The 22,847-nt window shown below is 40.6% G+C and carries 25 protein-coding genes; 13 read left to right on the top strand and 12 right to left on the bottom strand.

The genetic code is table 11. The features are described 5' to 3' along the window. Window positions 1-182: 182 nt before the first annotated feature. Genes lptC through ACO1QW_RS21035 form a run of 6 tightly spaced genes read right to left on the bottom strand, consistent with a single transcriptional unit; the run spans window position 183 to window position 5,500 of the window. Window positions 183-707, bottom strand: a complete 525-nt coding sequence (gene lptC, locus ACO1QW_RS21060; RefSeq protein WP_486261548.1) for an LPS export ABC transporter periplasmic protein LptC — start codon at window positions 705-707, stop codon at window positions 183-185. Between the two features lie 46 nt (window positions 708-753). Further along, window positions 754-2,109: a BamG family beta-barrel-assembly machinery protein gene (gene bamG / locus ACO1QW_RS21055; protein WP_486261546.1), complete on the bottom strand. Its 1,356-nt coding sequence runs from the start codon at window positions 2,107-2,109 to the stop codon at window positions 754-756. Next, on the bottom strand, window positions 2,084-2,809 hold the full coding sequence (locus ACO1QW_RS21050; protein ID WP_486261544.1) for a type III pantothenate kinase: 726 nt from the start codon (window positions 2,807-2,809) through the stop codon (window positions 2,084-2,086). The genes bamG and ACO1QW_RS21050 overlap by 26 nt, the downstream gene beginning before the upstream one ends. A gap of 9 nt (window positions 2,810-2,818) precedes the next feature. Next, window positions 2,819-3,460, bottom strand: a complete 642-nt coding sequence (locus tag ACO1QW_RS21045; protein ID WP_486261542.1) for an LON peptidase substrate-binding domain-containing protein — start codon at window positions 3,458-3,460, stop codon at window positions 2,819-2,821. 41 nt (window positions 3,461-3,501) lie between these two features. Beyond that, window positions 3,502-4,263 (bottom strand): glycosyltransferase family 2 protein, encoded by a 762-nt coding sequence (locus ACO1QW_RS21040; protein ID WP_486261540.1) that lies wholly within the window; start codon window positions 4,261-4,263, stop codon window positions 3,502-3,504. A gap of 1 nt (window position 4,264) precedes the next feature. After that, entirely contained in the window at window positions 4,265-5,500 is a 1,236-nt protein-coding gene (locus tag ACO1QW_RS21035) for an O-antigen ligase family protein (RefSeq protein WP_486261538.1), read from the bottom strand. 158 nt (window positions 5,501-5,658) lie between these two features. Here ACO1QW_RS21035 and meaB point away from each other — a divergent pair, with 158 nt between their 5' ends. Beyond that, window positions 5,659-6,558, top strand: coding sequence for a methylmalonyl Co-A mutase-associated GTPase MeaB (gene meaB, locus ACO1QW_RS21030; protein WP_486261536.1), 900 nt, complete (start codon window positions 5,659-5,661; stop codon window positions 6,556-6,558). Window positions 6,559-6,666: 108 nt separating this feature from the next. On the opposite strand, the gene ACO1QW_RS21025 is transcribed toward meaB, so the two are convergent. After that, window positions 6,667-9,072, bottom strand: coding sequence for a zinc-dependent metalloprotease (locus ACO1QW_RS21025; RefSeq protein ID WP_486261534.1), 2,406 nt, complete (start codon window positions 9,070-9,072; stop codon window positions 6,667-6,669). 67 nt (window positions 9,073-9,139) lie between these two features. Next, window positions 9,140-9,373, bottom strand: a complete 234-nt coding sequence (locus ACO1QW_RS21020) for a hypothetical protein (protein WP_486261532.1) — start codon at window positions 9,371-9,373, stop codon at window positions 9,140-9,142. 152 nt (window positions 9,374-9,525) lie between these two features. Here ACO1QW_RS21020 and ACO1QW_RS21015 point away from each other — a divergent pair, with 152 nt between their 5' ends. From ACO1QW_RS21015 to ACO1QW_RS20990, 6 genes are read left to right on the top strand one after another with little or no spacing between them, the layout of a single operon-like run. Then, the gene (locus ACO1QW_RS21015; RefSeq protein WP_486261530.1) at window positions 9,526-10,038 is read left to right on the top strand and encodes an ankyrin repeat domain-containing protein; all 513 of its coding nucleotides are present in this window, start codon (window positions 9,526-9,528) and stop codon (window positions 10,036-10,038) included. A gap of 19 nt (window positions 10,039-10,057) precedes the next feature. Next, complete coding sequence (locus ACO1QW_RS21010; protein WP_486261528.1) at window positions 10,058-10,456, top strand: VOC family protein; 399 nt, start codon at window positions 10,058-10,060, stop codon at window positions 10,454-10,456. A 6-nt stretch (window positions 10,457-10,462) separates the two neighbouring features. Next, window positions 10,463-10,948 carry a DUF6265 family protein gene (locus tag ACO1QW_RS21005; protein WP_486261526.1) on the top strand — a complete coding sequence of 162 codons (486 nt, stop codon included), beginning with the start codon at window positions 10,463-10,465 and terminating at the stop codon, window positions 10,946-10,948. Window positions 10,949-10,950: 2 nt separating this feature from the next. After that, the gene (locus tag ACO1QW_RS21000; protein ID WP_486261524.1) at window positions 10,951-11,454 is read left to right on the top strand and encodes an SRPBCC family protein; all 504 of its coding nucleotides are present in this window, start codon (window positions 10,951-10,953) and stop codon (window positions 11,452-11,454) included. Window positions 11,455-11,462: 8 nt separating this feature from the next. After that, window positions 11,463-11,822, top strand: coding sequence for a TfoX/Sxy family protein (locus ACO1QW_RS20995; RefSeq protein ID WP_486261522.1), 360 nt, complete (start codon window positions 11,463-11,465; stop codon window positions 11,820-11,822). Beyond that, entirely contained in the window at window positions 11,819-12,343 is a 525-nt protein-coding gene (locus ACO1QW_RS20990) for a DinB family protein (protein WP_486261520.1), read from the top strand. The genes ACO1QW_RS20995 and ACO1QW_RS20990 overlap by 4 nt, the downstream gene beginning before the upstream one ends. A gap of 12 nt (window positions 12,344-12,355) precedes the next feature. Here the strand turns inward: ACO1QW_RS20990 and ACO1QW_RS20985 are convergent, their stop codons facing one another. After that, window positions 12,356-12,745, bottom strand: a complete 390-nt coding sequence (locus ACO1QW_RS20985; RefSeq protein WP_486261518.1) for a hypothetical protein — start codon at window positions 12,743-12,745, stop codon at window positions 12,356-12,358. Between the two features lie 1,011 nt (window positions 12,746-13,756). Between ACO1QW_RS20985 and ACO1QW_RS20980 the strand changes: the two genes are divergently transcribed. The 6 genes from ACO1QW_RS20980 to ACO1QW_RS20955 all read left to right on the top strand — a co-directional run bounded on the left by ACO1QW_RS20980 (window position 13,757) and on the right by ACO1QW_RS20955 (window position 20,318). Continuing rightward, window positions 13,757-14,212, top strand: coding sequence for a DUF1801 domain-containing protein (locus ACO1QW_RS20980; RefSeq protein WP_486261516.1), 456 nt, complete (start codon window positions 13,757-13,759; stop codon window positions 14,210-14,212). 3 nt (window positions 14,213-14,215) lie between these two features. Next, complete coding sequence (locus tag ACO1QW_RS20975; RefSeq protein ID WP_486261514.1) at window positions 14,216-14,596, top strand: YciI family protein; 381 nt, start codon at window positions 14,216-14,218, stop codon at window positions 14,594-14,596. Between the two features lie 29 nt (window positions 14,597-14,625). After that, complete coding sequence (locus tag ACO1QW_RS20970; protein WP_486261512.1) at window positions 14,626-15,372, top strand: hypothetical protein; 747 nt, start codon at window positions 14,626-14,628, stop codon at window positions 15,370-15,372. Window positions 15,373-15,494: 122 nt separating this feature from the next. After that, window positions 15,495-16,373 (top strand): sulfurtransferase, encoded by an 879-nt coding sequence (locus ACO1QW_RS20965; RefSeq protein ID WP_486261510.1) that lies wholly within the window; start codon window positions 15,495-15,497, stop codon window positions 16,371-16,373. Between the two features lie 28 nt (window positions 16,374-16,401). Further along, window positions 16,402-16,935 carry a DinB family protein gene (locus tag ACO1QW_RS20960; RefSeq protein ID WP_486261508.1) on the top strand — a complete coding sequence of 178 codons (534 nt, stop codon included), beginning with the start codon at window positions 16,402-16,404 and terminating at the stop codon, window positions 16,933-16,935. 89 nt (window positions 16,936-17,024) lie between these two features. Next, complete coding sequence (locus ACO1QW_RS20955) at window positions 17,025-20,318, top strand: WD40/YVTN/BNR-like repeat-containing protein (protein WP_486261506.1); 3,294 nt, start codon at window positions 17,025-17,027, stop codon at window positions 20,316-20,318. 129 nt (window positions 20,319-20,447) lie between these two features. On the opposite strand, the gene ACO1QW_RS20950 is transcribed toward ACO1QW_RS20955, so the two are convergent. The 3 genes from ACO1QW_RS20950 to ACO1QW_RS20940 all read right to left on the bottom strand — a co-directional run bounded on the left by ACO1QW_RS20950 (window position 20,448) and on the right by ACO1QW_RS20940 (window position 22,784). Next, on the bottom strand, window positions 20,448-21,095 hold the full coding sequence (locus tag ACO1QW_RS20950) for a DUF1579 domain-containing protein (RefSeq protein WP_486261504.1): 648 nt from the start codon (window positions 21,093-21,095) through the stop codon (window positions 20,448-20,450). Window positions 21,096-21,192: 97 nt separating this feature from the next. Beyond that, window positions 21,193-22,107: a 1-phosphofructokinase family hexose kinase gene (locus ACO1QW_RS20945; protein WP_486261502.1), complete on the bottom strand. Its 915-nt coding sequence runs from the start codon at window positions 22,105-22,107 to the stop codon at window positions 21,193-21,195. A 14-nt stretch (window positions 22,108-22,121) separates the two neighbouring features. Next, entirely contained in the window at window positions 22,122-22,784 is a 663-nt protein-coding gene (locus ACO1QW_RS20940; protein WP_486261500.1) for a DsbA family protein, read from the bottom strand. Between the last annotated feature and the right edge of the window lie 63 nt (window positions 22,785-22,847).

Below are 22,847 nucleotides of genomic sequence, written 5' to 3'. Positions count from 1 at the left end.
GTGATTTTATGAAAACAGTACACTGAAACGATTTTAGTTTGCATCAATTGTTTTTGCCGTGAACAGCTCACACATTTAACAATTTACGGTAGCAGTGCTTCCGTTCACTCAATAAGTTCAAAGGGTAAGTAATTGATCAATTGATGATCTTGTTTTAGCAGAGGGGAGGGATGAAGAGCAGATCAATTTCCTGCAAATTTCGAGGCACCTACTAAAAGAATACCGGTAATAGAATCGATACGTCCATTCTTAAGCTGTTCGTCACTTTCAAATCCTTTACCAAAGATGGTTTTGGTCTTTTGCCTGATCTCCACATCTTTTGTTGTATAAAGCTTATGCAAATTTTGTTCCCAATATAGTTCATTGGTCTTAAGTGTATCGCCATCTATCCGTATTACCACCACGCTGTCGGTTAGCACAATGCGGCTTTGCTGTTCGTAATACCAGGCTTTTTTTGCATCAAGATAGCTTTCGATCTGCATACTGTCGTTATAAAAATCAACATGCAATGAATTAGGGAATTCGACTCTCGGAATGCTATCAAAAAAACGAAGCATAAGGGGTGCTGTAAGTTTGGCCTTCATCCGGCCGCCCTGGCTTAAGTAACTGGTAACATTTTTCACCTCATCCACTGAAAGACGGGTACGTTGCATGTCACGTATTTTCTCCAGATCGTTTTCACAAGCCCAGAAAAAAAAGCAGCCCATGATTAGTGCTGCTGCTTTTTTTATAGAAAAAATATGTCGACCTGTATTAATCATATTTGCGTTTAATGAACCAGATATCGCTCAAGGAGAAACCAAGTGTAAACCTAAAATAGTTTTCACGTAATAACATGGTACGGTTACCACGCTGACCAAATTCAAATGCAGTATTCACAACATTACTCTTATTGATCTCCTGGTAAGTGAAACGTTTGATAGGTAAGCCTACCCCAAATGTAATGCCGTAGGTTTTCATATCACCATTCACGGTGTAAGGCTCAAGACCATAATTGAAACCTGCACGATACATCACCTGGCTCCAGTAAGATTTTGAACGACCTGTTATATCAGGAATAAACTGTCCGCCCACTTTCACCTGCCATCCATCCTGCAGCATATCTCTTGCACCATTGTAACGGTAGTCGGCCCATTTCGATAATACATAATCAGCACCTAAACGCAGGCTGCTTTTGCCATCGTGCTCATACATCAACCCAAAACCATAAGTTGAAGGGAAAAGAATGTTGCCTTTAATATCGGTGATTTCTGAGATAGAATCGAGTTGCTGATCATTTCCTGTGGACTGATTGATGAGGAAGGTTTCAAACAATTCATCACGTGTAGAACGCATGCTGCTTTGCAAGGTGGTATAAGCGCCCAGATGCAACACACTTGATTTACGATTAACGGTATCAACCTTTAATTTGATCATGTATTGCACGCCCACTTCGGCAAAGGCAGCACCAAACTTATTGCGGATCTTTTTCTGACCACTGCGGTAACGACCCGGCAGGGTATCGTTGAAGATATTTACTCTTGTTGTGTAATCGGCCGTACCAAAACGGTAGCCGCCATTTACACCAATGCTGAAATTCTTAATACCAATTGCTGTTCCTAAAAATGCCTGGTAAGTACCGCCGGTTCCTTCGTAAAGGGTAATGGTACTGTCGCCTGAAGCCATACGTCCACCCGACTGGATATTATAGCTAACCTTGGTAACCGGGCGCAAACCAAACGCCATTCCCCAGTTTACTTTTGATTTTACGGGTTTTATCTGGAAACCTGCTGCCAGGTAAGGAATCACCGCATTATTAGAAGTATAGGTATCGCCCCTGTTATTACTCAGTTTACGGCTATTGATATCAATTCCCATTTCAAGAATTGAGCGCTGTAAGCCAAAACGGCTGTACGAAGCCGGGTTAACGAAATTGATCGATTGAAAATCATTATAGGCTGCCCCTAAATGTCCCATGCCTCTTGTGGCCACGTTGCCGGTAGGCACAATATCGCCTAAACCGTAACGGCTCCAAGGCGAATTATCCTGTGAAAAAGCAGAGAAAATAACTGATAACGATAGCACGAACACCAACGAAACACGCTTACCGATTGAACTCACATATTGCATACAGACCTTTAAATATTAGTTGTGGGTCTGCAAATATCTGGTTTTTGAGCAGAGGAGCAAAATGAAGGGTATCACCCCCGGTTAATTGCACGTTAAAGTTCCCGTACTTTTCGGCATATGCGTCAATGATTCCATCAATTTCTTTGGCCATACCCCAGGCTACACCGCTGAGTAAATTGGTCTTAGTATCGTAACCGATCAGTGGAAAATTCCATTCCATTTTTACCAATGGAAGTTTGGCGGTATAATCGTTCATCGATTTAAAGCGCATCTCCAGCCCGGGTGAAATGCTGCCTCCCAAAAACTGGTTTTGGTTATTGATGAAATTATACGTGATGCAGGTACCCAGGCCAATGGCTAAATTATTTTTATTGGGGAAGAGATGAACAGCGGCTGCACAAAGCGCCAACCTGTCGGCACCAATGGTTTCAGGCTTGCCAACCGGCGTGGTAAAAGGCAATTTTGTTTGGTGCGACAATTTGTGAAAATGAGTACTTGTGGCTAACACCTCTTCCACTGCAGTTTGATGATTTACCACCGATGAAAGAATACTGAACTCAGGTTTATACTTTTCAATAATCTCTTCAATAGATGAACGGTTATCGTCGGGCAGAATAATAATTTCTTTCAGTTGATCATGGCTAAACACAGCCGCTTTTAAACGGGTGTTGCCAAAATCGAAACAGATGGTTGTTGACATGCGTGCAAGTTATAGATCAAAATCAAATGACTCTAAATTCCTGAAATGACCATTGAGTTTTACTTTGTCTTTCAAGCTTTCCATTTCAGTTAAAAGTGGAATCACTTTCCCTAAATGTCGTTTTAAATATTCCTGGCGCTGCGCTTCACGAAAAAGCCCCAGCAATTCAAATTCTTCATCAATATTTAAACCCATGTGATGAGCCACATCAAAGGCTTTTAATTCGTCTTCGGGCTTTTTAAAGTCTTTGCTTACTTCCAGCAGGCGATGCAATTCTTTAATGCCTTTTACCACCTTCTGCATTATTTTACGCTTGCCATCATCAAGATCATCGGGATAAGTAACAATAGCTCCACTATATAATTTTTCAGGTATTTCTTTAATGACCTCCAGTAAACGAAACACTTTTACACCACGGGTGCTGATATCCATTTTACCATCATCATACACTTTTTTAACAGCAGTTACTTCAACCAGTGTGCCGAGGTCTTTCAATTCTTTATTTACTACAGCTGGAATACCAAATGGCTTTTTCTGTTCAAAGCATTCGGCAATAAGTTGTTTGTAACGTGGTTCGAAGATGTGGAGGTTCAGATTTTCACCGGGAAAAACAATAACACTTAAAGGAAAGATGGGTATGAAATTGGTCATGCAGTGGTTGGTTCTGTTTACAAATTAACGAAGAAACCACTTTATTGTTTACCCGTCTTTTGAAGATCATACAGGGTTTGGTATTTGAGTCGGGTATAACGCCTTGTCATTGTTGCAATTTGCAAGCCTTCTTTGCCATCTAAAAAACCTCGTTTAAAAATGTAACTATTGATGAACGAATACCAGGGTGAAAGATAGCGTTTGTACCAGGCGCCTTTTTTACCCGCCTTAAAATATTGCTCACCACTTTTAATTCCATAACTCTTCATTTTCTGTTCATACTGTTCCGTTGATTGAACAGTTTTATGAAGGATATGGCCAGCTAACTTTTTCACCACGCAATCATCTTCATAGATCAGTTTTTCATGTACAAAATCTTCGTTCCACATTGCCTGGTTGCGGTTGAACAGGCGAAAGGGTTCATCACGCCGCCAATCGCCGTAACGGATCAATTTCTCTTTGAAAAAATTTTTACGTCTAATGGTGAATACCTGCTTGTCATTGGAGAGGTCAAGCTTCATCAGCGTTTCCAACAATTCTTCATCTACAATTTCATCTGCATCAATTTGCAATATCCAATCGTACACGGCTTGTTCATTAGCAATGTTTTTAGTAAGACCATGCCCCCGCCATTTTTCTTCGATGACCGAAGCTCCATTTTTTACTGCAACAGGAATGGTGGCATCATTACTTCCGGTATCACAAACAACTATATCATCGGTCAGTGATTTTACACTTTGCAATGTAGGCGCAAGCAAGTGGGCGGCATTCTTTGTTATAATTACTACAGATATAGGTTGCATACTACAGTTTGACCGGTCGAATAGATAAATTCCAATATAATATAAAAAAACAAAACAAAAACACACCGAACTGATCGTTAATGGTACACTCGTATAAAAACACGAGAGCCATAAACAAGACAAATGCGAGTGCCTGTTTGTTCTGTTGCCAATGCCTGGTAAAAAAAGGTAATAGCGCTACTACAGTAAATAAAAGAACCGCTGCTATACCTGCTCCGCTTCCACTAAACATCCATTGATTAAGTGGAAGGAATTGTTGTGATGACTGTATTTCCGGTGCATTGGCTGCATACCATTTACCTGTTTCTTCTCTTATATCGCCATAACCTACACCGGTAAGCCAATTGTTCTTAAATACATCCCATCCGCTTTTTATCGATGCCAACCTATTTACGTCGCTGAAGTTTCCTGCAAACTTTTCGTGTTGCCAATTGCTTTGTTCAAACAAAACATATTGTAACCTGATTCGGAAAGTTGGAATACTATAATAAGCAACAACAGGCAAACAGAGCACAGCAACAAGTGCTGCGGTGGCCAATTGCTTCTTCTTTGTATGATACAATTGCCCTATGAAGAATGGCAATACAGCCAGGTACAAACCCATAAGCCCTGTTTTTGCACCAAGTATATGCAGGTAAATCACAAACCATGCAGCAGCAAAACGAAAACTCCATTTGATGAAGGCAGAAAAATAGTTATTCCATTCTTCCAGTTTCAACCATAATAACAATGCAATAACGATTGCCATGCTGAAACGGATATGATCATTTTCTGCCGGAGTTGGAATTGTTTTTGAAAGCCGGTAAAGTGCATCGTAGTTTTCATAATCACTTAAGTAGTGAACTGCACTCCACAAAGAGCCAACAACCAATAGCGTTGTCCACACTAAACCAAAGAGCTGAAAATGTTTTCGTTCAAATCCCTTCTGTATTGCCATTGCAAATGGCAACAGCAACAGCGGCAGCATATCCTGCATCATTTCCCGCCAGGCAGAAAGATCGCTACTCCATAATCCGGAAATAAAAGGAATAATAAACAATGAGGTAATGCCGGGTAATAAAAGATCGCTTTTAAATACGCTGAATCGCTCCTTCCAATCAGCTTGTAAAAAACCGTTAGCAATAACCGTGATCATTCCAATGCTGAGCATTGCACGGCTTGCGAGGAAACCAACCATCATTAAGAGTATACCCGTACAAAAAATATAGAAATGTATCGTGGGTATCCTGGCTGTCATGGTTCTTATTGCAAATAAACGAAGATTACTTTTTAAAACAATTGCACTTTCACTGTTGTGATGTTATTATGGATAACTGTGAAAAAAATGATCTTCACTATACACAGTTCCAATTTACCAATGGTTGTTCGCATTCTTATTATAATTAGGTTTGTGCCATGTGGGCCGATTTATTAAAAGAAATTGAACAGTGTAATACCAAAAGCCTGGCACGTTGCATTTCGTTAATAGAAAACGAAGTGGAAGGCTATGAACATTTCTTACAAACATTGCCTGCATCTTCAACTCCCGTTATTGGATTAACAGGACCGCCAGGCGCTGGCAAAAGTACCTTGACCGATAGTTTGATTGGTTTACTGGTTAAGCAGGGAAAAAAAGTGGCGGTGCTTTGCATTGATCCATCATCTCCGTTTAATCTTGGTGCATTGCTGGGCGATCGGATACGCATGAGCAACTGGTACAATCATCCAAATGTCTTCATCCGTTCATTGGCTACACGTGGATCATTAGGTGGACTGCATCCAAAAATTTTAGAGATCACCGATACATGCAAAGCAGCAGGTTTTGATTATGTGATTGTAGAAACAGTTGGTGTAGGACAAAGTGAAATTGAGATTGCAGGTTTGGCTGATGTTACTGTTGTAGTTCTTGTTCCCGAAGCTGGTGACGAAGTGCAGACAATGAAAGCAGGTTTAATGGAAATTGCAGATGTGTTTGCAGTGAACAAAGCCGACCGGCCCGAAGCTGATCTGTTTGTTCGTAATCTTCGTTTGATGCTGGCTCCTGCTTTTGCAACGCATGCACAGGAAATACCAGTGGTGAAAACTATAGCTACTGAACAAAATGGTGCTGAGGAGCTACTGAAAAATATTCTTCACTTACTTTCACATCCACATGCAAATGAAAGACGAAGCTGGCTGCTTGCAGAAAAAGCATACTATCTCATTCAGCAACAACGGATGAAAGATGTATTGAAGAAAGAAATGAAACTTGCAATTGAAGAAGAGATGAAGAAAGGAGAATTTAATTTGTACAGATTTATCAAAAAGTTTGATTGATAGTATTGCCACGAAGACACAAAGTCGCAAAGGAACTCAAAGGAAAATACAAAGAGGAGAGCAATGCTCTCCTCTTTTATCTTAGCGACTTTGCGTCTTAGTGGCAAATCATTCTTCACACCCAATCGGCGCACCCGGGGGCGCTTCTTTGTGCAATGTTGGTTTCGCAGCTGATGGATTTTTCATACGCTCCAACGCCAATTGTAAATGACCGGCATAAACACTTGTTGCAGTTTTGCTTTGCTGTTCAATATATTTTTTCAAATCGCTTAATGCTTTTATCAAAATACCACGGACTGCAAACGAATTGTTTTCATCAACAGATGCTGCAAGCAAATAAGTTAATAAAACTTGTTCCGTTTGCTGTTGAATCAATGCTTCCATACCGCTCCTGCGTGGCGCTTTAAATATTTTATCGACCAATAGTTGAATCATTTCAGCTACACCTAATCCGCCACTTACTTCCTGCTGCACCATCCGGCTTAAGCGTTCACTATTAAATAAAAACGAGAACGGAAGATCGGCAGCTGTTTCAGCAGGTGATAGTTGATCAAATGATAAACCTGTTCGTTTCCTAAACAATTCTCTTGATGCACCATAGCCTGAAGGACGTGGTGGTATTAATGCAGCAATACGGTCAGGTATCATCAATACTTTCGGATCAATACAATCAATAATACCATTCAATGCTTTTCGTTGATCATCTTTACCTAATATTTTGGTGATGAGCTGTCCGTCGCCACGCACTGCATAGGTGTAATACATACCACCCACCAGTTTTGTAGCCGCTTCAATTTGATAACGATGATAAAAATAAACCGGCACCAATGCATCTTCCAGCATCGCCATGGGCATGCCGGGCATAATATTTTTCTCACCAAATTGTTGCAATGCTTTGCTGCGAACTTTCATTACTTCTTTTAATTCTTCTGCTGCATTTGAACCGTTATCCCATAAATGCGCTTGCGGATGTAAGCCACCAGGTGCACGTGCATCCCTATCGCTGATGAACTGCAATCCTTTTTTATTTGCTTCAGCAATAATATTATTCAACGCTGTTTTTTCATTGGTACCTGCAGGAAAATCCTGGTAACCCCATGTAACTGCTACTTTGTCCCAATCACCAATCTTATCATCATACACACTGGAAAAATCCATTTCGCCATTTGCATTTACACGAATAGTCGGGTGCGGATAATCCATTACACTTGCCCGGTTGCTTACACTGGCCGCATAGTTATGCATGAGTCCAATGGTATGACCAATTTCATGAGCTGATAATTGACGCAATCTTGCCAAAGCTGCTTTCAACATTTGATCATTGGCAGGAATACCTGTTTCGTAAGGTGATAATAAACCGGAAAAGATGAGATAATCCTGGCGCACTCGAAGAGAACCAAGTGATACTTGTCCTTTAATAATTTCGCCTGTACGTGGATCAACAACCGAAGCGCCATAACTCCAGCCACGTGTTGAACGATGTACCCAGTTGATCATATTGTAACGGATATCCATCGGGTCGGCATCATCCGGAAGTATTCTTACATCAAATGCATTGATATAACCAGCAGCTTCAAATGCCTGGTTCCACCATTTGCCACCGGCAAGCAATGCCGAGCGAATAGGTTCAGGTGTACCGTTATCCAAATAATAAATGATGGGCTTTACAGCTTCGCTTTTTGCTGCCGAGGGATCTTTCTTCTGCAAGCGATGGCGAATGATGTACTGCTTTTCAATAGGATCACTAACAGGTGATGCATAATCGAAAAATGAAACGGGAATATAACTGCTGCGTGGATCAAATACTCTTGGTTTATAATTATTATCGGGCAACTGCACCAATGAATGATGTATACGAAGTGTGATGGCTTCTGTTGAAGGTGCAACTGATTGTACAAAATTGCCCACTTCACCATCACTGTTGGTGTAAGTAACGGTTACTTCCAGTTCAGAATTGAGTGGAAAGTTTTTCGTACGAGGCAGGTACAGGACGCTGCGTGTTTTATCCAACACATAATTCCCCTGCCGTAAACGACGAATACTGCTGCTCACTTTCATGGCATCACGCAAAAGAAAATCAGTTGCATCAACCAAATATTTTCCATTGCTTTCTGCTTCCACCGTAAAACCCCAAACGGTGGTTTGTGCAAAAGCCTGTTCCACTGCACGGCGTTCAGCTGCATCATTTGATAATGCACGGTAACTATAGTTGGGTTGAATGAGTAATAACTTTCTGCCTGTTTTGCTAAATTTCACCACCCGATCTTCGCCTAACAAACCCCTATCCAGACCAATATCATTTGATCCTAGTCCTGCCGGAAGTGACACTACATACAGAAACTCCGTATCCAGTTTATCCACTTCAAGCCACAGTTTTCCTGTGTTCTCATCCCAATAAAAAGAAAAATAGCCTTCGTACTTTTTTAAGCCGTTTGTTTTGTCTTCAATTGAAGGAAGTTTCTGTGCTGCTGTAAAAAGAGGGAGCAACAGCAACAGTAATAATGCTTTTCTCATATGCAGTTGATTGATGCATACAAGTTAAGGGATGAGTGGAATGTAAAAAAAGGAATGTGATTAATGGTCAGGCCTGCTCTTCGTTTTTCTTTTGCATTTTCCACCAGCGCCAGCCGATGAATCCTATTATAAGAAGAGGTGTACTCATGAGATAAATAATAGCACCATTGAGGGCTTTGGCAGGCTTTTCCCCCAACTGCGAAGCTGTTTTTGTACAAATTGAGCATTGTGCATCTGCATTAACAGCTGTAAACAGGAAAACAAATACAAATACCGCAACAAGACCAGCCCACTTTTTCATACACATGAATTAAACCGCAAAGTTAAGGGCTGATGGTCACAAATAACGTTAACAACCAGCCAGGTTATTAATCCTTATTATGCTTTTACTGCATATGATGAACGGGGTAAATTCTTCTGTTCTATTTCGGAACTTTAAGAAAAGCCTTTATCATGAACCGGAAATCATTTTTACACAACGTAGCAGTTGGTACAGGTATTATGACTTTGCCTTCGCTTTTACTTGCACAAACAATTCCAGCTCCGCAAACAAAACCCGACCCCTTACCTGCTGAAAAGGTAAAAGATTTTGTAAGTGCCGGCCATAATAATCTCGACAAAGTGAAACAGTTGCTGGCCGAATTTCCTACCTTGATCTATGCAACATGGGATCTTGGTGGCGGCGATTTTGAAACAGGACTGGAAGGTGCCGGACATGTGGGCAATAAAGACATTGCGAACTTTTTAATTGAAAAAGGTGCAAGAACAAATTTGTTTGTATTAACAATGCTGGGCAAAACACAAATTGTAAAAGCCTATATGGAAACCTATCCTTCGTATTTGTATGCAAGAGGTCCGCATGGTTTTACATTATTGCATCATGCAAACCGTGGAGGTGAAGAAGCGAAAGAACTGGTTGATTATTTACAAAGCAAAGGATTGAAAGAAACAAGAGCAACATTATAAATATTAAAACTTACACAAGATGGATAATGCTATCAGCTGGTTTGAAATTCCAGCCACCGACATTGAGCGTGCACAACGATTTTACGAAGCAGTGTTTAAATTTCAAATGCAGATAATGGACTTACAGGGAATAAAAATGAGGATGTTTCCCCTTGATGATCCAATGAAAGGTATTGGAGGAACACTGGTGCAGGAAAGAACTAATTTTTACAAACCATCCTCTACTGATGGTCCGTTAATTTATCTTAACGGAAACCCCGATGTTCAGATTTTTCTTGATCGCATTGAAGAAGCAGGCGGTAAAATACTTGTGCCCAAAACTGCTATCTCCGATGAATATGGTGATATGGCTGTTTTTGAAGATACGGAAGGTAACCGTATTGCATTGCACAACGTTCCTGCCAAATACAGACAATAAACGGGTATGAAAAAGAATAGCATTGTCTTGTTTTTACTATTTACTGTTTGCGGCTTTACAACTGAAACAGCCGAACTAAAAAAATCAATGAAATCATTTCATTGGTTGAAAGGCAGCTGGCAAATGGAAACAAAGCGTGGCATCATCACAGAAAAATGGGCGGTTGCTAACGACAGCACACTGGCAGGAGAAAGTAGCATGACAAAAGCCGACGGAACAAACATTCCGTTGGAAAAAATTCAACTCGCCTTTCGTAACGGCAATTATTTTTATATCCCCACTGTAAAAAATCAGAATGGTGAACAACCCGTAGAATTTAAGATCACAGTGTATAGTGAAACTGGATTCGTAGCCGAAAACCCACAGCATGATTTTCCAAAACGCATCAGTTACACATTGGTGAGTAAAGATTCTATTCAAGCGGTGATTGATGATGGCGCTGTATTGGCAGTAAAGAAATCAAACTTTTACTATTCACGTAAAAAAGATTGATCATGTCTTCGTTCGACTGGAGCAGTTTTACTGTTCGCATCAACATTACAAGCCATTCAGTTGAGCAGCTTTATCGTGCATGGGCAACAAAGGCGGGTATTGAATTTTGGTTTTTACGCATGAGTGAATACAGCAATGCAAATGGCGAACTACGCAGCGATGATGAACCTGTACAAACCGGTGACACTTATCGCTGGCGATGGTTTGGTTATAGCGACGAGGTAACAGAAACAGGTGAAATACTTGAATGCAACGGAAAAGATTTTTTCAAATTTCGTTTTGGCAAAGCTGGTAATTGCAGCGTTCGTATTTATCCCGAACAGGATGAACTCATCGTTGAATTGATGCAGGACAATATTCCAACCGATGATAAAGCAAAGGAGATGTGGCATATTGGGTGTAAAACGGGCTGGACATTTTACCTCGCCAATATGAAATCGATGTTTGAAGGTGGTGTTGATCTGCGCAATAAAGATGAACGCATTCAGGATGTCATCAATTCCTAAAACATACAATGGCTTACGACGATAAACTGGCTCAACGGGTTCGTGATCTTGTTGAACTAACACACACCATAACCGAAGAGAAAGAAATTTTTAAGGGATTGTGTTTTATGGTGGATGATAAAATGTGTGTGGCTGTGCATACCGATGAAATTATGGTGCGTATTGATCCGGCAGCGGATGAGCAAGTACAAGAAATGCCGGGCTGCAAAGCCATGCAAATGAGAGGGAAGGATATTAAAGGTTATTATTTTGTTAGCGATGATGTTTTGAAAACAAAAAAACAACTCAACTACTGGGTTCAGCTTGCACTGGATTACAATAAAATTGCAAAGTCAAGTAAGAAAAAGAAAGCAGCTAAAAAGAAATGAAGTACTCAAAAGAACAAGCCATCGAAATACTGGAACGTACGCCTGCTGTTTTAAAAAGCCTGCTTACCGGCATCAGCGATGGGTGGGTGATGAACAACGAAGGTCCTGAAACCTTTTCGCCTTACGATGTAGTGGGTCATTTGATTCATGGTGAAAAAACAGATTGGGTAGTGAGAGCAAAAATCATTTTGCAGCATGGCCTAAGCAAACCATTTGATACTTACGATCGCTTTGCACAGTACGAAGAGAGTAAAGGAAAAAGTTTACAGCAATTACTGGATGAATTTGAAGAAGTAAGAAAACAAAATATGGACTGGTTACATACCTGTCAATTGACAGAAAATGATCTTGAACGAAAAGGAATGCATCCTGTGTTGGGTGAAGTGAGTTTGCGGAATTTATTATCAACCTGGGTGGTGCACGATCTTACACATATTGCGCAGGTCACCAGAGTAATGGCCAAACAGTATATCGGGGAGATGGGGCCCTGGCCGGAGTTTTTCCGGATCCTGAAATTTTAACCAGTGAAAAGATTAACCCTTTGTACGAAAACGCAGCGCCAGCTCAAGGCCTTTGTCTGCCGGGGTAATGGCAACCGTGCCGCCTAGCGTGGCAGCCATTGGCATCAGTTCTTCCATTTCGTGTAAAATGTTTGCATTGTAACAACGTCCGTTTTCGCTTACCTGCAAAAACACATCTTGCTGTTGCTCGAAAGCTGATATACGAATACAGTCACTTTCGGTTTGGGATACGGCAGTTCTTAAGAGGTTATTCAGCAGGGAAGCCAGTAGTTCTTTATCTGTAGAAACATGCAGATCGGGAGCAATATCGTTTAGAAAAAAACTACGGCGGCTTACGGCAGTGGGTAAAATTGATTGCGCAACATTGGCAACAAGTAATTTCAGTGCAAACTGATTTTCCATACAATAATTATTAAGGACAGGAAAAAAGGCTTTTTCAAAAAATCGGATTAAAAACGGGGTGCCCTGTAACGTTAATCATCATGAAACTTACTGCTCATGGCAGCGGGCACGGATTGGCCTGGTCTTTCTTAGAATTGGATTTGTGCGTGTAACAAAATCTGGTTTTAGCGGTAAGTTTTTTAGTAGTACGGATCAATTGTTGGTTTTACAAGGGTTTGGATTTTTAGATATTGGTTTCAGTGGTAGTTCTAACAAAGAATACGGATCGTTGTTTTATAGTGATTGGGTTTTTTGTTATTGACAATACAAAGTAACAACCACCAGGAGCCGGAAAAAATAGTACAGGAACCGATTAAACCGTACATGTTTTGTAGTTGACTTGTAGTTGAAATTCGGTAAGCTGCAATGTTTGTCCGGCAGCAACTGTTTGAATTGAACAAGCGGGAGAAATTGAAGACTGAAAAATGCGACACAAAAATGGTGATCAGTTAGTGTGGTATAAAATAAAAAAAGCTAGTCGTGGAAACGAATAGCTGATTGTTGGCATTTGGGTTTCGGGAAATAGTTTCACGGTTTGTTTGTCAATCATCATCATTCAGGAACTTCCGGAAACTATGGCTCTACATGTCGTAACGGTCCGTTATTGGTTTTCACGTTGTGGATATTGGCAATGCGGTATAGGGTAAACGACCTTTTAACGTTGGTTTTATGTGGTTTTTGGGTAAACGGGAACGGGCTAAATCGGGTCTTCTAACAGGAATTGGTTGTTGTTGGCTACACGGGTAAACAGTTTTTCATTGGGATCAATTCATTTTATATTTGGTTTTTCGCTGTCTTACTATCACCGTTGATGATGCAAAGTAACAACAGCCGGAAGCCGCATAAAATAGAACCTTTGCGTATTAGCTTGTACTTGTTTTTAATAGTTTTTGTGTAGTAGAAATTCTATAGAGCGATCGCAGGCTTACCTATAAAACCTTAATTTATGAGCTTAAACAAATCAAAATAAACATGCAATCATCTGCAACATCTGCCGCCGACTACATTGCCGAAATGCCGGTTGAACGGCAAGCGGCTTTCAAGAAACTCCGGGCAGCCATCAAGAAAAACCTGTCATCCGGGTTCCAGGAATCAATGGGTTACGGCATGCTGGGCTACAGCGTACCCCATTCGAAATACCCGGCCGGTTATCATTGCAACCCAAAAGACCCATTGCCGTTTATGAGCATTGCTTCGCAAAAGAATTTTATTGCCGTGTACCATATGGGTATATACGCCAGTCCTGAATTGCTAAAATGGTTTACTGAAGCACACGCAAAAGCTTCACCCAAAAAACTGGATATGGGCAAAAGCTGTATCAGGTATAAAAAGCCGGAGGATATTCCTATTGAACTCATTGGTGAACTCGCCGGTAAAATATCGGCCGATGAATGGATAGCCCTTTACGAGAAAAACTTAAAACGATAAAACATGAAGCCACTGCTTACGATCCTTTGCATTTTTTTTACCCTGCAACTTAGTGCACAGGAAAAAACCAAAACGCCCCAATGGCTGGGTATTCTCACACTTGCTGAAAAATACAAAGAACAAAAAAACTGGAGTAAAGAAGATGAAGCCATTACCGGAGAACATTTTCAACGCCTGGTGAAGTTGAAAAATGAGGGCGTGGTGATCCTGGCTGGTCGTACCATGCTCGATCTGAAAGATGCAAGCATGATGGGCCTGGTAATCTTTTATGCAAAGGATGAAAAAGAAGCTGCGCAATTTATGCAGGATGATCCTGCAGTAAAAAATAAGATCATGCTGGCAAAGGTGGTACCTTACGCCGTGGCTATTAATAAATGTGAATAGACATGCGCTGATGCTTATTCAAAAACAGTATGAATAATATTGCTGACGATATTATTGAACTGATAGAGCTACATGCCGCCGACGGCATTCGTAATTGTTTTGCTTTAGGTGTTGATGTAAACAGTTTGCACAACAGTAAACCACTCATTTATGAATTGCTGAGTGAATACACAAGAAGTCCCCGTTTTAAAGATTGTGTAAAAGCATTTGTTGATGCCGGTTTGCAATTTGAAAACAAATCATTGCTGGCCGTATTACTGAACGATGCTGTAATGTTAGAGGAAGAGTTACAAAAAGATCCATCGCTTGTTAACAGTAAAGTTTCCTTTAAAGCGGCCTACACAGCAATTGAAGAAGCCACACTGTTGCATGTGTGTGCGGAGTTCAATCACGTTGCCTGTGCGGAAGTATTGGTGAAACATGGTACTGATGTAAACGCAGCAGCAGGAACAGATCAACATGGTTTTGGCGGACAAACTCCCATCTTTCATACGGTCAATCAAAACAATCATCAATCAGCAGCCATGATGCATTTCCTGATCGATCGTGGTGCAAAGCTTGATGTAACAGTAAAAGGCATCATTTGGGGAAAAGGTTATCCATGGGAAACATTTATTCCTTCCGTTAACCCAATCAGTTATGCAATGATGGGTTTGTTGCCACAAATGCACAGAAGTGAACAAACCATCAATGATGTAATCGCTGTTTTATTGAAGCATCAATATAACACCAATTACACATCACCTAATGTTCCCAACAAATACCTTCATACTTAACGAGGGTATTTGTAAAAAATGAACCAGGTAAACAGTGGCTCACACCGTTTGTCACAAACTGGCTTTCTATGCTTTACTAATAAAGTAACTTATTACCGCTTTGCTCACCTAAAGCAATTGTTATGAAACAACTTATCATCTTACTCATCATCTTTTCCTTTCCCATAGCAAAAGCAGATGCAAAAGAAATCCCTTTGCTTGTTTCTGCAGAATGGCTGAATGAAAATAAGAACGATCCTGAATTGGTTTTGCTGCAGGTTAATTTTCTACGCCTCGATTACCAGGAAGAACATATTCCCGGCGCAAAGTTTTTGTGGCCCGATTGGCTGGCTGCCAATTCACCGGAAGGGAATTTTAATCCACCAGATGCTGCAGCTGCTACCAAAGTGTTGCAGGAACTTGGTGTAAATAAAAACTCTCACATTATTCTATATCATACAAGAGGCGATGTTACTGTAACAGCACGCATGTTTGTTACATTAGAATATCTCGGTTTAAAAGGCAGGGTGCATTTTCTCAATGGCGGCCTTGAAGCGTGGAAGAGAGCAGGTTATCCGGTTACAAAAGAATTACCTGTTGTAAAGAAAGGAGATTTTGTTGCAAATGTTGAAAAAGTACTCGTCGATAAAGATTATGTTTCCAATTCACTGCAATCGCCATCAGCAGTTGTGGTTGATGCAAGACTAAAACGTTTTTATGATGGTGATGCAACAGGCAACCCAAGAGACGGTCACATCACCGGCGCAAAAAATATTCCTTATCCTGATCTTATCGATTCTTCCTTCATGTTTAAACCAGTTGATAAGCTCAACGGCTACTTTCAACCTGTTGTTCCCGATAAAAAAACAGAAGTAGTTGCTTATTGCTTTATTGGACAAACAGCAAGTGTGGTGTACATGGCCGGCCGCATTCTTGGCTACAATATGAAAGTGTATGATGGTTCATTGCAGGAATGGAGCAGGCTTCAACATCTTCCCATGGAAAAAACAAAAAAGGATTAAATATTCATCTTAATAAACCAAACGACAAATGAGAAAACAAATATTCATGCTTGCACTAATGCTAATTGCTTTTGCAGGTGTAAAAGCACAACTGGCCGATTCAATAAAAGCCTGGTATGTGAAAGATTGGGAGCGGGCAAAAGTTTATACCAAAGAATATCTTGATGCAATGCCGAAAGATAAATACAGCTTTCGTGCACAGGACAGCATCCGCACATTTGCCCAACAGATGCTGCATCTTTCACAAGGCATTATTGGATTTATCGCAAATGGTACAGGGGCGCAACGCATTTCACTTGGACAAAACGTAGAGCAACGTGCAACAGCACAGTCAGCTGACTCCGTTATTCATTATGTAATGATGAGTTATGACTATGCGATCGAAAACATCCGTAACATGGATCTGAGCAAATTAACAGAGCAGGCTGGAAGAGGAAATTTCATGTTCTCACGGTTAAACTGGTTAAACAAAGCATTCGAACATCAAACACATCATCGTGGACAAACAACCATCTATATCCGTTTAGTGGGTGTTAAACCGCCAAATGAAAAATTATTCTAATAGCTCTTTCTTTTTTCAATTCAAAAGTTGATCAATTATCTGGTCAACTTTTTTATTATCTTTCTTATCCATTTTCAAAACCAACTGTTATGAGCCCTTTAAAAATTTTCAGCACTTGTTTGCTGATCGTTTCCGCATTTAATATTCAGGCACAGAAGAAAACAACAGCACCTGCAAAAGAAGAACCGAAAGACATTTTCAACACCGGCTTGCTGGGCGGTTTGCAATTCCGCAGTGTTGGCCCCGCTATCACTTCAGGGCGCATTGCAGATATTGCAGTTAATCCCAACAACACAAGTGAATATTATGTTGCATCAGCAGCAGGTGGAGTATGGAAAACAAATAACGCCGGTATTACCTATTCACCCATTTTTGATGGGGAAGGTGCATTTTCGATTGGTTGTGTAAGCATTGATCCAACAAACACAAATGTAGTTTGGGTGGGCAGTGGTGAAAATAATAACCAGCGTGTGGTTGGTTATGGTGATGGTGTGTACAAAAGTGAAGATGGCGGTAAGAGTTGGAAGAATGTTGGACTAAAAAATTCAGAACATATTGGTCGCATTGCCATTGATCCAAAAAACAGCGATATCGTTTATGTAGCTGCATATGGTCCGGTATGGAATAGCGGTGGCGAACGGGGTATTTATAAAACAACCGATGGCGGTAAAACATGGAAGCAGGTGTTGAACGTAAGTGAGCACACAGGTTTTAATGAAGTGATGGTTGATCCACGTCATCCAAACATTGTATATGCCGCAGCGCATCAACGCCAGCGGAAAGTGTTTACTTATATTGGTGGTGGTCCTGAATCCGCCTTATATAAAAGTACAGATGGCGGTGCTACGTGGAATAAAATGATGAGTGGATTACCTGCTGGTGATATCGGAAGAATTGGTTTGAATTATTCGCCGGTTAATCCTGATGTATTGTATTGCGTTGTGGAAGCACCTGAAGGCAAAGGTGGTGTGTTTAAAAGTACTGATCGTGGTGCAAGCTGGGAAAAGCAAAGCAGTTATGCCACATCGGGCAACTACTACCAGAAAATATTTTGCGATCCACATGATGTCAATAAAATATTCGTGATCAATGTGTATCTCGGTGTTAGTAAAGATGGCGGCAAGAATTTTTCCATTCTAGGTGAGAAAAATAAACACATCGATAATCATGTGATCTGGATCGATCCAAATAATACTGAGCATTATTTAGTTGGTTGTGATGGTGGTGTGTATGAAAGTTATGATGAAGGAAGCAACTGGAATTTTAAAGCCAACCTTCCGGTAACACAGTTTTACAAAGCAGCAACCGATAATGCATTTCCTTTTTATCATATTCATGGTGGCACTCAGGATAACTTTAGTTTAGGTGGACCATCAAGAACCCTAAGTGCGAATGGCATCATGAATTCCGATTGGTACTTCACCAGCTTGGGTGATGGTTATGAATCGCAGATCGATCAGACAAATCCTGATATTGTTTTTTCGCAGGCACAGTATGGTGCAGTTACACGTTATGATAGAAAAAGTGGTGAGTTCTTATTTATTCAACCACAGGAACCGGAAGGCGAAGCCTATCGCTGGAACTGGGATGCACCACTGGTGATTTCGAAGTATGATAACAAGCGGCTTTATCATGCAGCTAACAAAGTTTTTCGTACCGATGACCGTGGTAATACATGGAAAGTGATCAGCCCTGATCTTACCCGACAAATTGATCGCAACAAATTACCGGTAATGGGCAAAGTGTGGAGTATGGATGCGGTTGCAAAAAATGGTTCAACAGATATTTATGGAAACATCACCACTATTGCAGAATCGAAGTTTGATGAGAATACCATTTATGTTGGTACAGATGATGGTTTGATACAGGTAACAACGGACGGCGGTGCAAACTGGATGAAGATTGATAATATTGCCGGTGTGCCTGAACGCACTTATGTAAATCATATCATCACATCACAGCACGATAAGAATGTAGCGTATGCCACATTCAATCATCATCGATACGGCGATTTTCATCCTTATGTTTATAAAACAAGTGATGGGGGCAAAACATGGAAAGCCATCACCAATAATTTACCTGAGCGTGGTACTTCTTACACCATTGCTGAAGATCATGTAAATAAAGATTTACTTTTTGTGGGAACAGAGTTTGGCTTGTTTGTTACAATCGATGGCGGTAACAAATGGGTGCAGATGAAAGGCAACCTGCCCACTATTGCAGTTAAAGATCTTGAAATACAAAAACGTGAAAACGATCTGATACTTGCAACCTTCGGTCGTGGATTTTATGTGTTAGATGATTATACACCGCTACGTCATTTAAAAAGAGAAGATCTCGATAAAGCTGCAGTGATCTTCCCGGTTAAAGATGCATGGATGTTTATTGAATCGCAACCGCTTGGTGTAAGAGGCAAAGGTTTCCAGGGCGAAAGTTTCTTTACTACGCCTAATCCAAAAGTAGGCGCTGTGTTTACTTACTATTTAAAAGATGATATTAAAACCATCAAAGAAAAACGCAGAGCTGCTGAAGCAGAAAAAATAAAGAAAGGTGAATCACCTGTTTATCCATCGCCTGATTCATTGCGCTTGGAAGATGAGCAACTTGCTCCGCATTTATTATTTACTGTAACAGATGAAGCTGGTAATGTTGTTCGTCGTTTAAAAGCGCCTGCGAAAAAAGGATTGAAACGCATTGTCTGGGATTTCCGGACTGCAGCGTTCGGACCAATTGATTTTACTCCGTTTGATGAATCATTTGCTTTCAGTTCACCTGATCAAGGTTATTTTGCATTACCGGGCACTTACAAAGTTTCGCTGAGTAAATTTGAAGACGGTGTGTATACTGATTTAACAGCGCCACAAACATTTAAAGCAATGGCGTTAAATTCAGCCACACTTCCTGCAACAGACAAAAAAGCATTAGACGATTTCTCTAAAAAAATCGGGGAGTTAAGTCGGGTAGTTGCAGCAACCGATCAGTTCCGTAGCGATTTGGTTACAAAAGTGCGTTACCTGAAACAGGCAATTATTGAAACACCCAAGCAATCACTTGATCTTTCAAAAGCTTTATTAGATGTGGAGAAACGTTTAAATGCAGTGAACCGCCAAATGAATGGCGATGCATCCATAGCAAGAAGAGAGTTTGAAACATCGCCTTCCGTGAACGGTCGTATTGGTTACATCACAGGTTCATTGTGGAATACAACGGCCGCACCTACACAAACGCAGATCAACAACTATCAAATTGCATCGAAACAATTTACACCTGTTTACAATGAAATAAAAGCTATTGCAACAGAGATAAAACGCTTGGAAGATATTTTAGAAAAGAATGGTGCACCTTATACACCGGGACGTATGCCTGAGTGGAAGGGTAATTGACAGAATCGCTGATTACACAGATAAAAACAGGGCAGCCGATTTTAAAATCGGCTGCCCTGTTTCTAAATAATGCAATATTCAAGGGTAAACAAATCGTTTACATCGTTTCAATCGGAGTTATCGGTGCCTCTATTTTTTTACCCGTTTAAATGTTCCTTCCATAAACTTCATTTCTTTTCCATCGGGTCCATCGCCATACATGGTTAATACATAATGATCATCATCAATAAATTTTTGCTCCTGCCGCACATTCATATCTTTTCCAGTGCCGGGATCGGTTTGAGTTCCTTTGAGGTTTAGTGTTTTTGTTGCTGCATCATACTCCCCGGTCATCATCATTAAACCGGATCCCATATTGTCGATCCATGAAAGTGCAAATTGTTTTTTTGCATTATCATAAGCGAGGATACTTTTTCCTACAAATGGCATATTCATCATATTTCCCGAAAGATTGCCTTCCTGGTACAAACCGTTCATCACCATCTTTACTGTTTCTGTAGCTTTTGATTTTGATGGTTCCGGCCCACCACCCCACGATGTTATTTCGGCCTCCCATGTTCCTGCGTGGCTGGCCATCCATTTGTGCATATCGCCGGGTTTAGCAAAATCCTGCCAGGCTTTTGCCATTGCTGCGGAATCCATTGGAGGCGCAGTTTGTTCAGTTGTTGTTGTTGGGGCAGCAGTTGTATCTGTTGCAGTTGTTTCTGTTTTGCTATCGTTGTTGCAGGATGTAAAACCGAATGCAATCAACGAGAGAAAGAAAGCAATTCGTTTCATGTGTTTAATTTTATTGTTTTTAGGAACAATAAATTACAGCGTTTCCTCCCCTTTTGCAAGAGGAAAAAGATGAACCGGAAAAATGGATGGATAAAGATTACGCCATCGCTGCAAATAATCGTTCAGCATCGGCCTTCTTAAAGAGTTGCGTGCCTTCATTCATGGCTGCGGCGCTTCCGCAGGAAACACCAAATGCAATTACTTCTTTCAATGGTCGGTTTTGCTGCAACATAAACGTCATACCTGCCACCATACTATCGCCGGCACCCACCGTACTTTTCTTTTCAACTTTTGGTGCAGTAGCAAAATGCTTTTCATCGCTGCTGATGAGCCAGGCGCCATCAGCCCCCATACTCACAGCAATCAGTTCAGCAAAGCCATCACGTATTGCTTGTTGTGCTGCGTCGGGTACTTCATTTTTGTCGAGCCATTCTACATTCAGCATTTTGCATAACTCGCCAATATTGGGTTTAATAAGGTATGCTCCTTTGCCTTGCAATGCCTGCAATGCCGGACCACTTGTATCAACAATACAGCGTGCACCAACAGCTTTTGCATTCTTAACAATCAAGCCATAAAAATAATCGGGCAGACCCGGAGGTAAACTACCACTTGCAATAACATAAGACGGAGAAAAGCTGCGGATATGATCTACCAGTGTAATCATTGTATCCTGATGCACGGCACGACCGGGAAATGTAAAACGAAATTGATTGTTGGTTGACGTTTCCAATACGATCCAGTTCTCTCTTGTTTCCACTTTTGTATCTACTGCGTGAAATTCAATTGCTTCTTCTCTCAATAAAGAACAAAGCATATCGCCATTATGTCCTCCCGAAGGAAAGAGTGCAACAGATGCTGTCTCCAGTTTCTTTAATGCCTTACTAACATTGATACCACCACCACCCGGCTCATTCACCACTTCTGTACAACGGAGTTTACTTTCAGGTTTTAATTTTTCGGCTTGTGAACTTTTGTCAATACAAGGATTCAGGGTTACAGTAAGTATCATGTGTTAGTATGCTATTAATTATAAGAATGGTTTTCAATTTCCGTTAATACAAGATCAATACGTTTGGAAAGTGTTTCATAATCGGTATAACCCCTGGCAAGCAAATGAAATTTTGTCTCGGTAATTTGAATCAGCACCTGCGGAAAACCGGTTACCTGCAATTGTTTACAAAGCTGAAATTCATAATGCGCTTTCTCTTTGTACTCATCTGATTGAAGCTTGCTGTAAAAATCATCTGTATCAATATTATATTTTTCGAGGAGATGACGATAAGCTTCATTATCGGTAAGGTCTCTTCCTTCATAATGCAGACTGTATTGCAGATCAGAAGCAAATTGTACTTGTTGTTCGGGAAACAGTTCTTTGAAAATAGATAAAGCAATAGCAGGTTTTTCTGAATTAGGAAACCAATCACTTTCTTCCGGATTTTTGATATGCCAGAGATAATCCTCACCAAATTTTATCCCGGTATGATTTTCTACTGTTTTATAAGCTTCGCTGATATAGCCTGCAGTTACCCGAATATGAACTGGTTGCTCAGGCAATATCATACCGCCACTGAGTACTTCGCAATGGAGTTTTTGTTTATATACTTCACTTATTTGTTTGATAACAGGACTGAAACCGTAACACCAGCCACAATATGCATCATAACAATAAATCAAAATTGGTTGCATAGTGTAAATTAAGGGGCAAAGTTAAAGCCAGAAAAATAATAAAAAGCGAATGAATCAGATGAC

The sequence above is a fragment of the Lacibacter sp. genome (genome assembly GCF_057361365.1).
The sequence above is the reverse complement of the archived record's forward strand: the minus strand, read 5'-3'. Positions and strand labels throughout refer to the sequence as shown.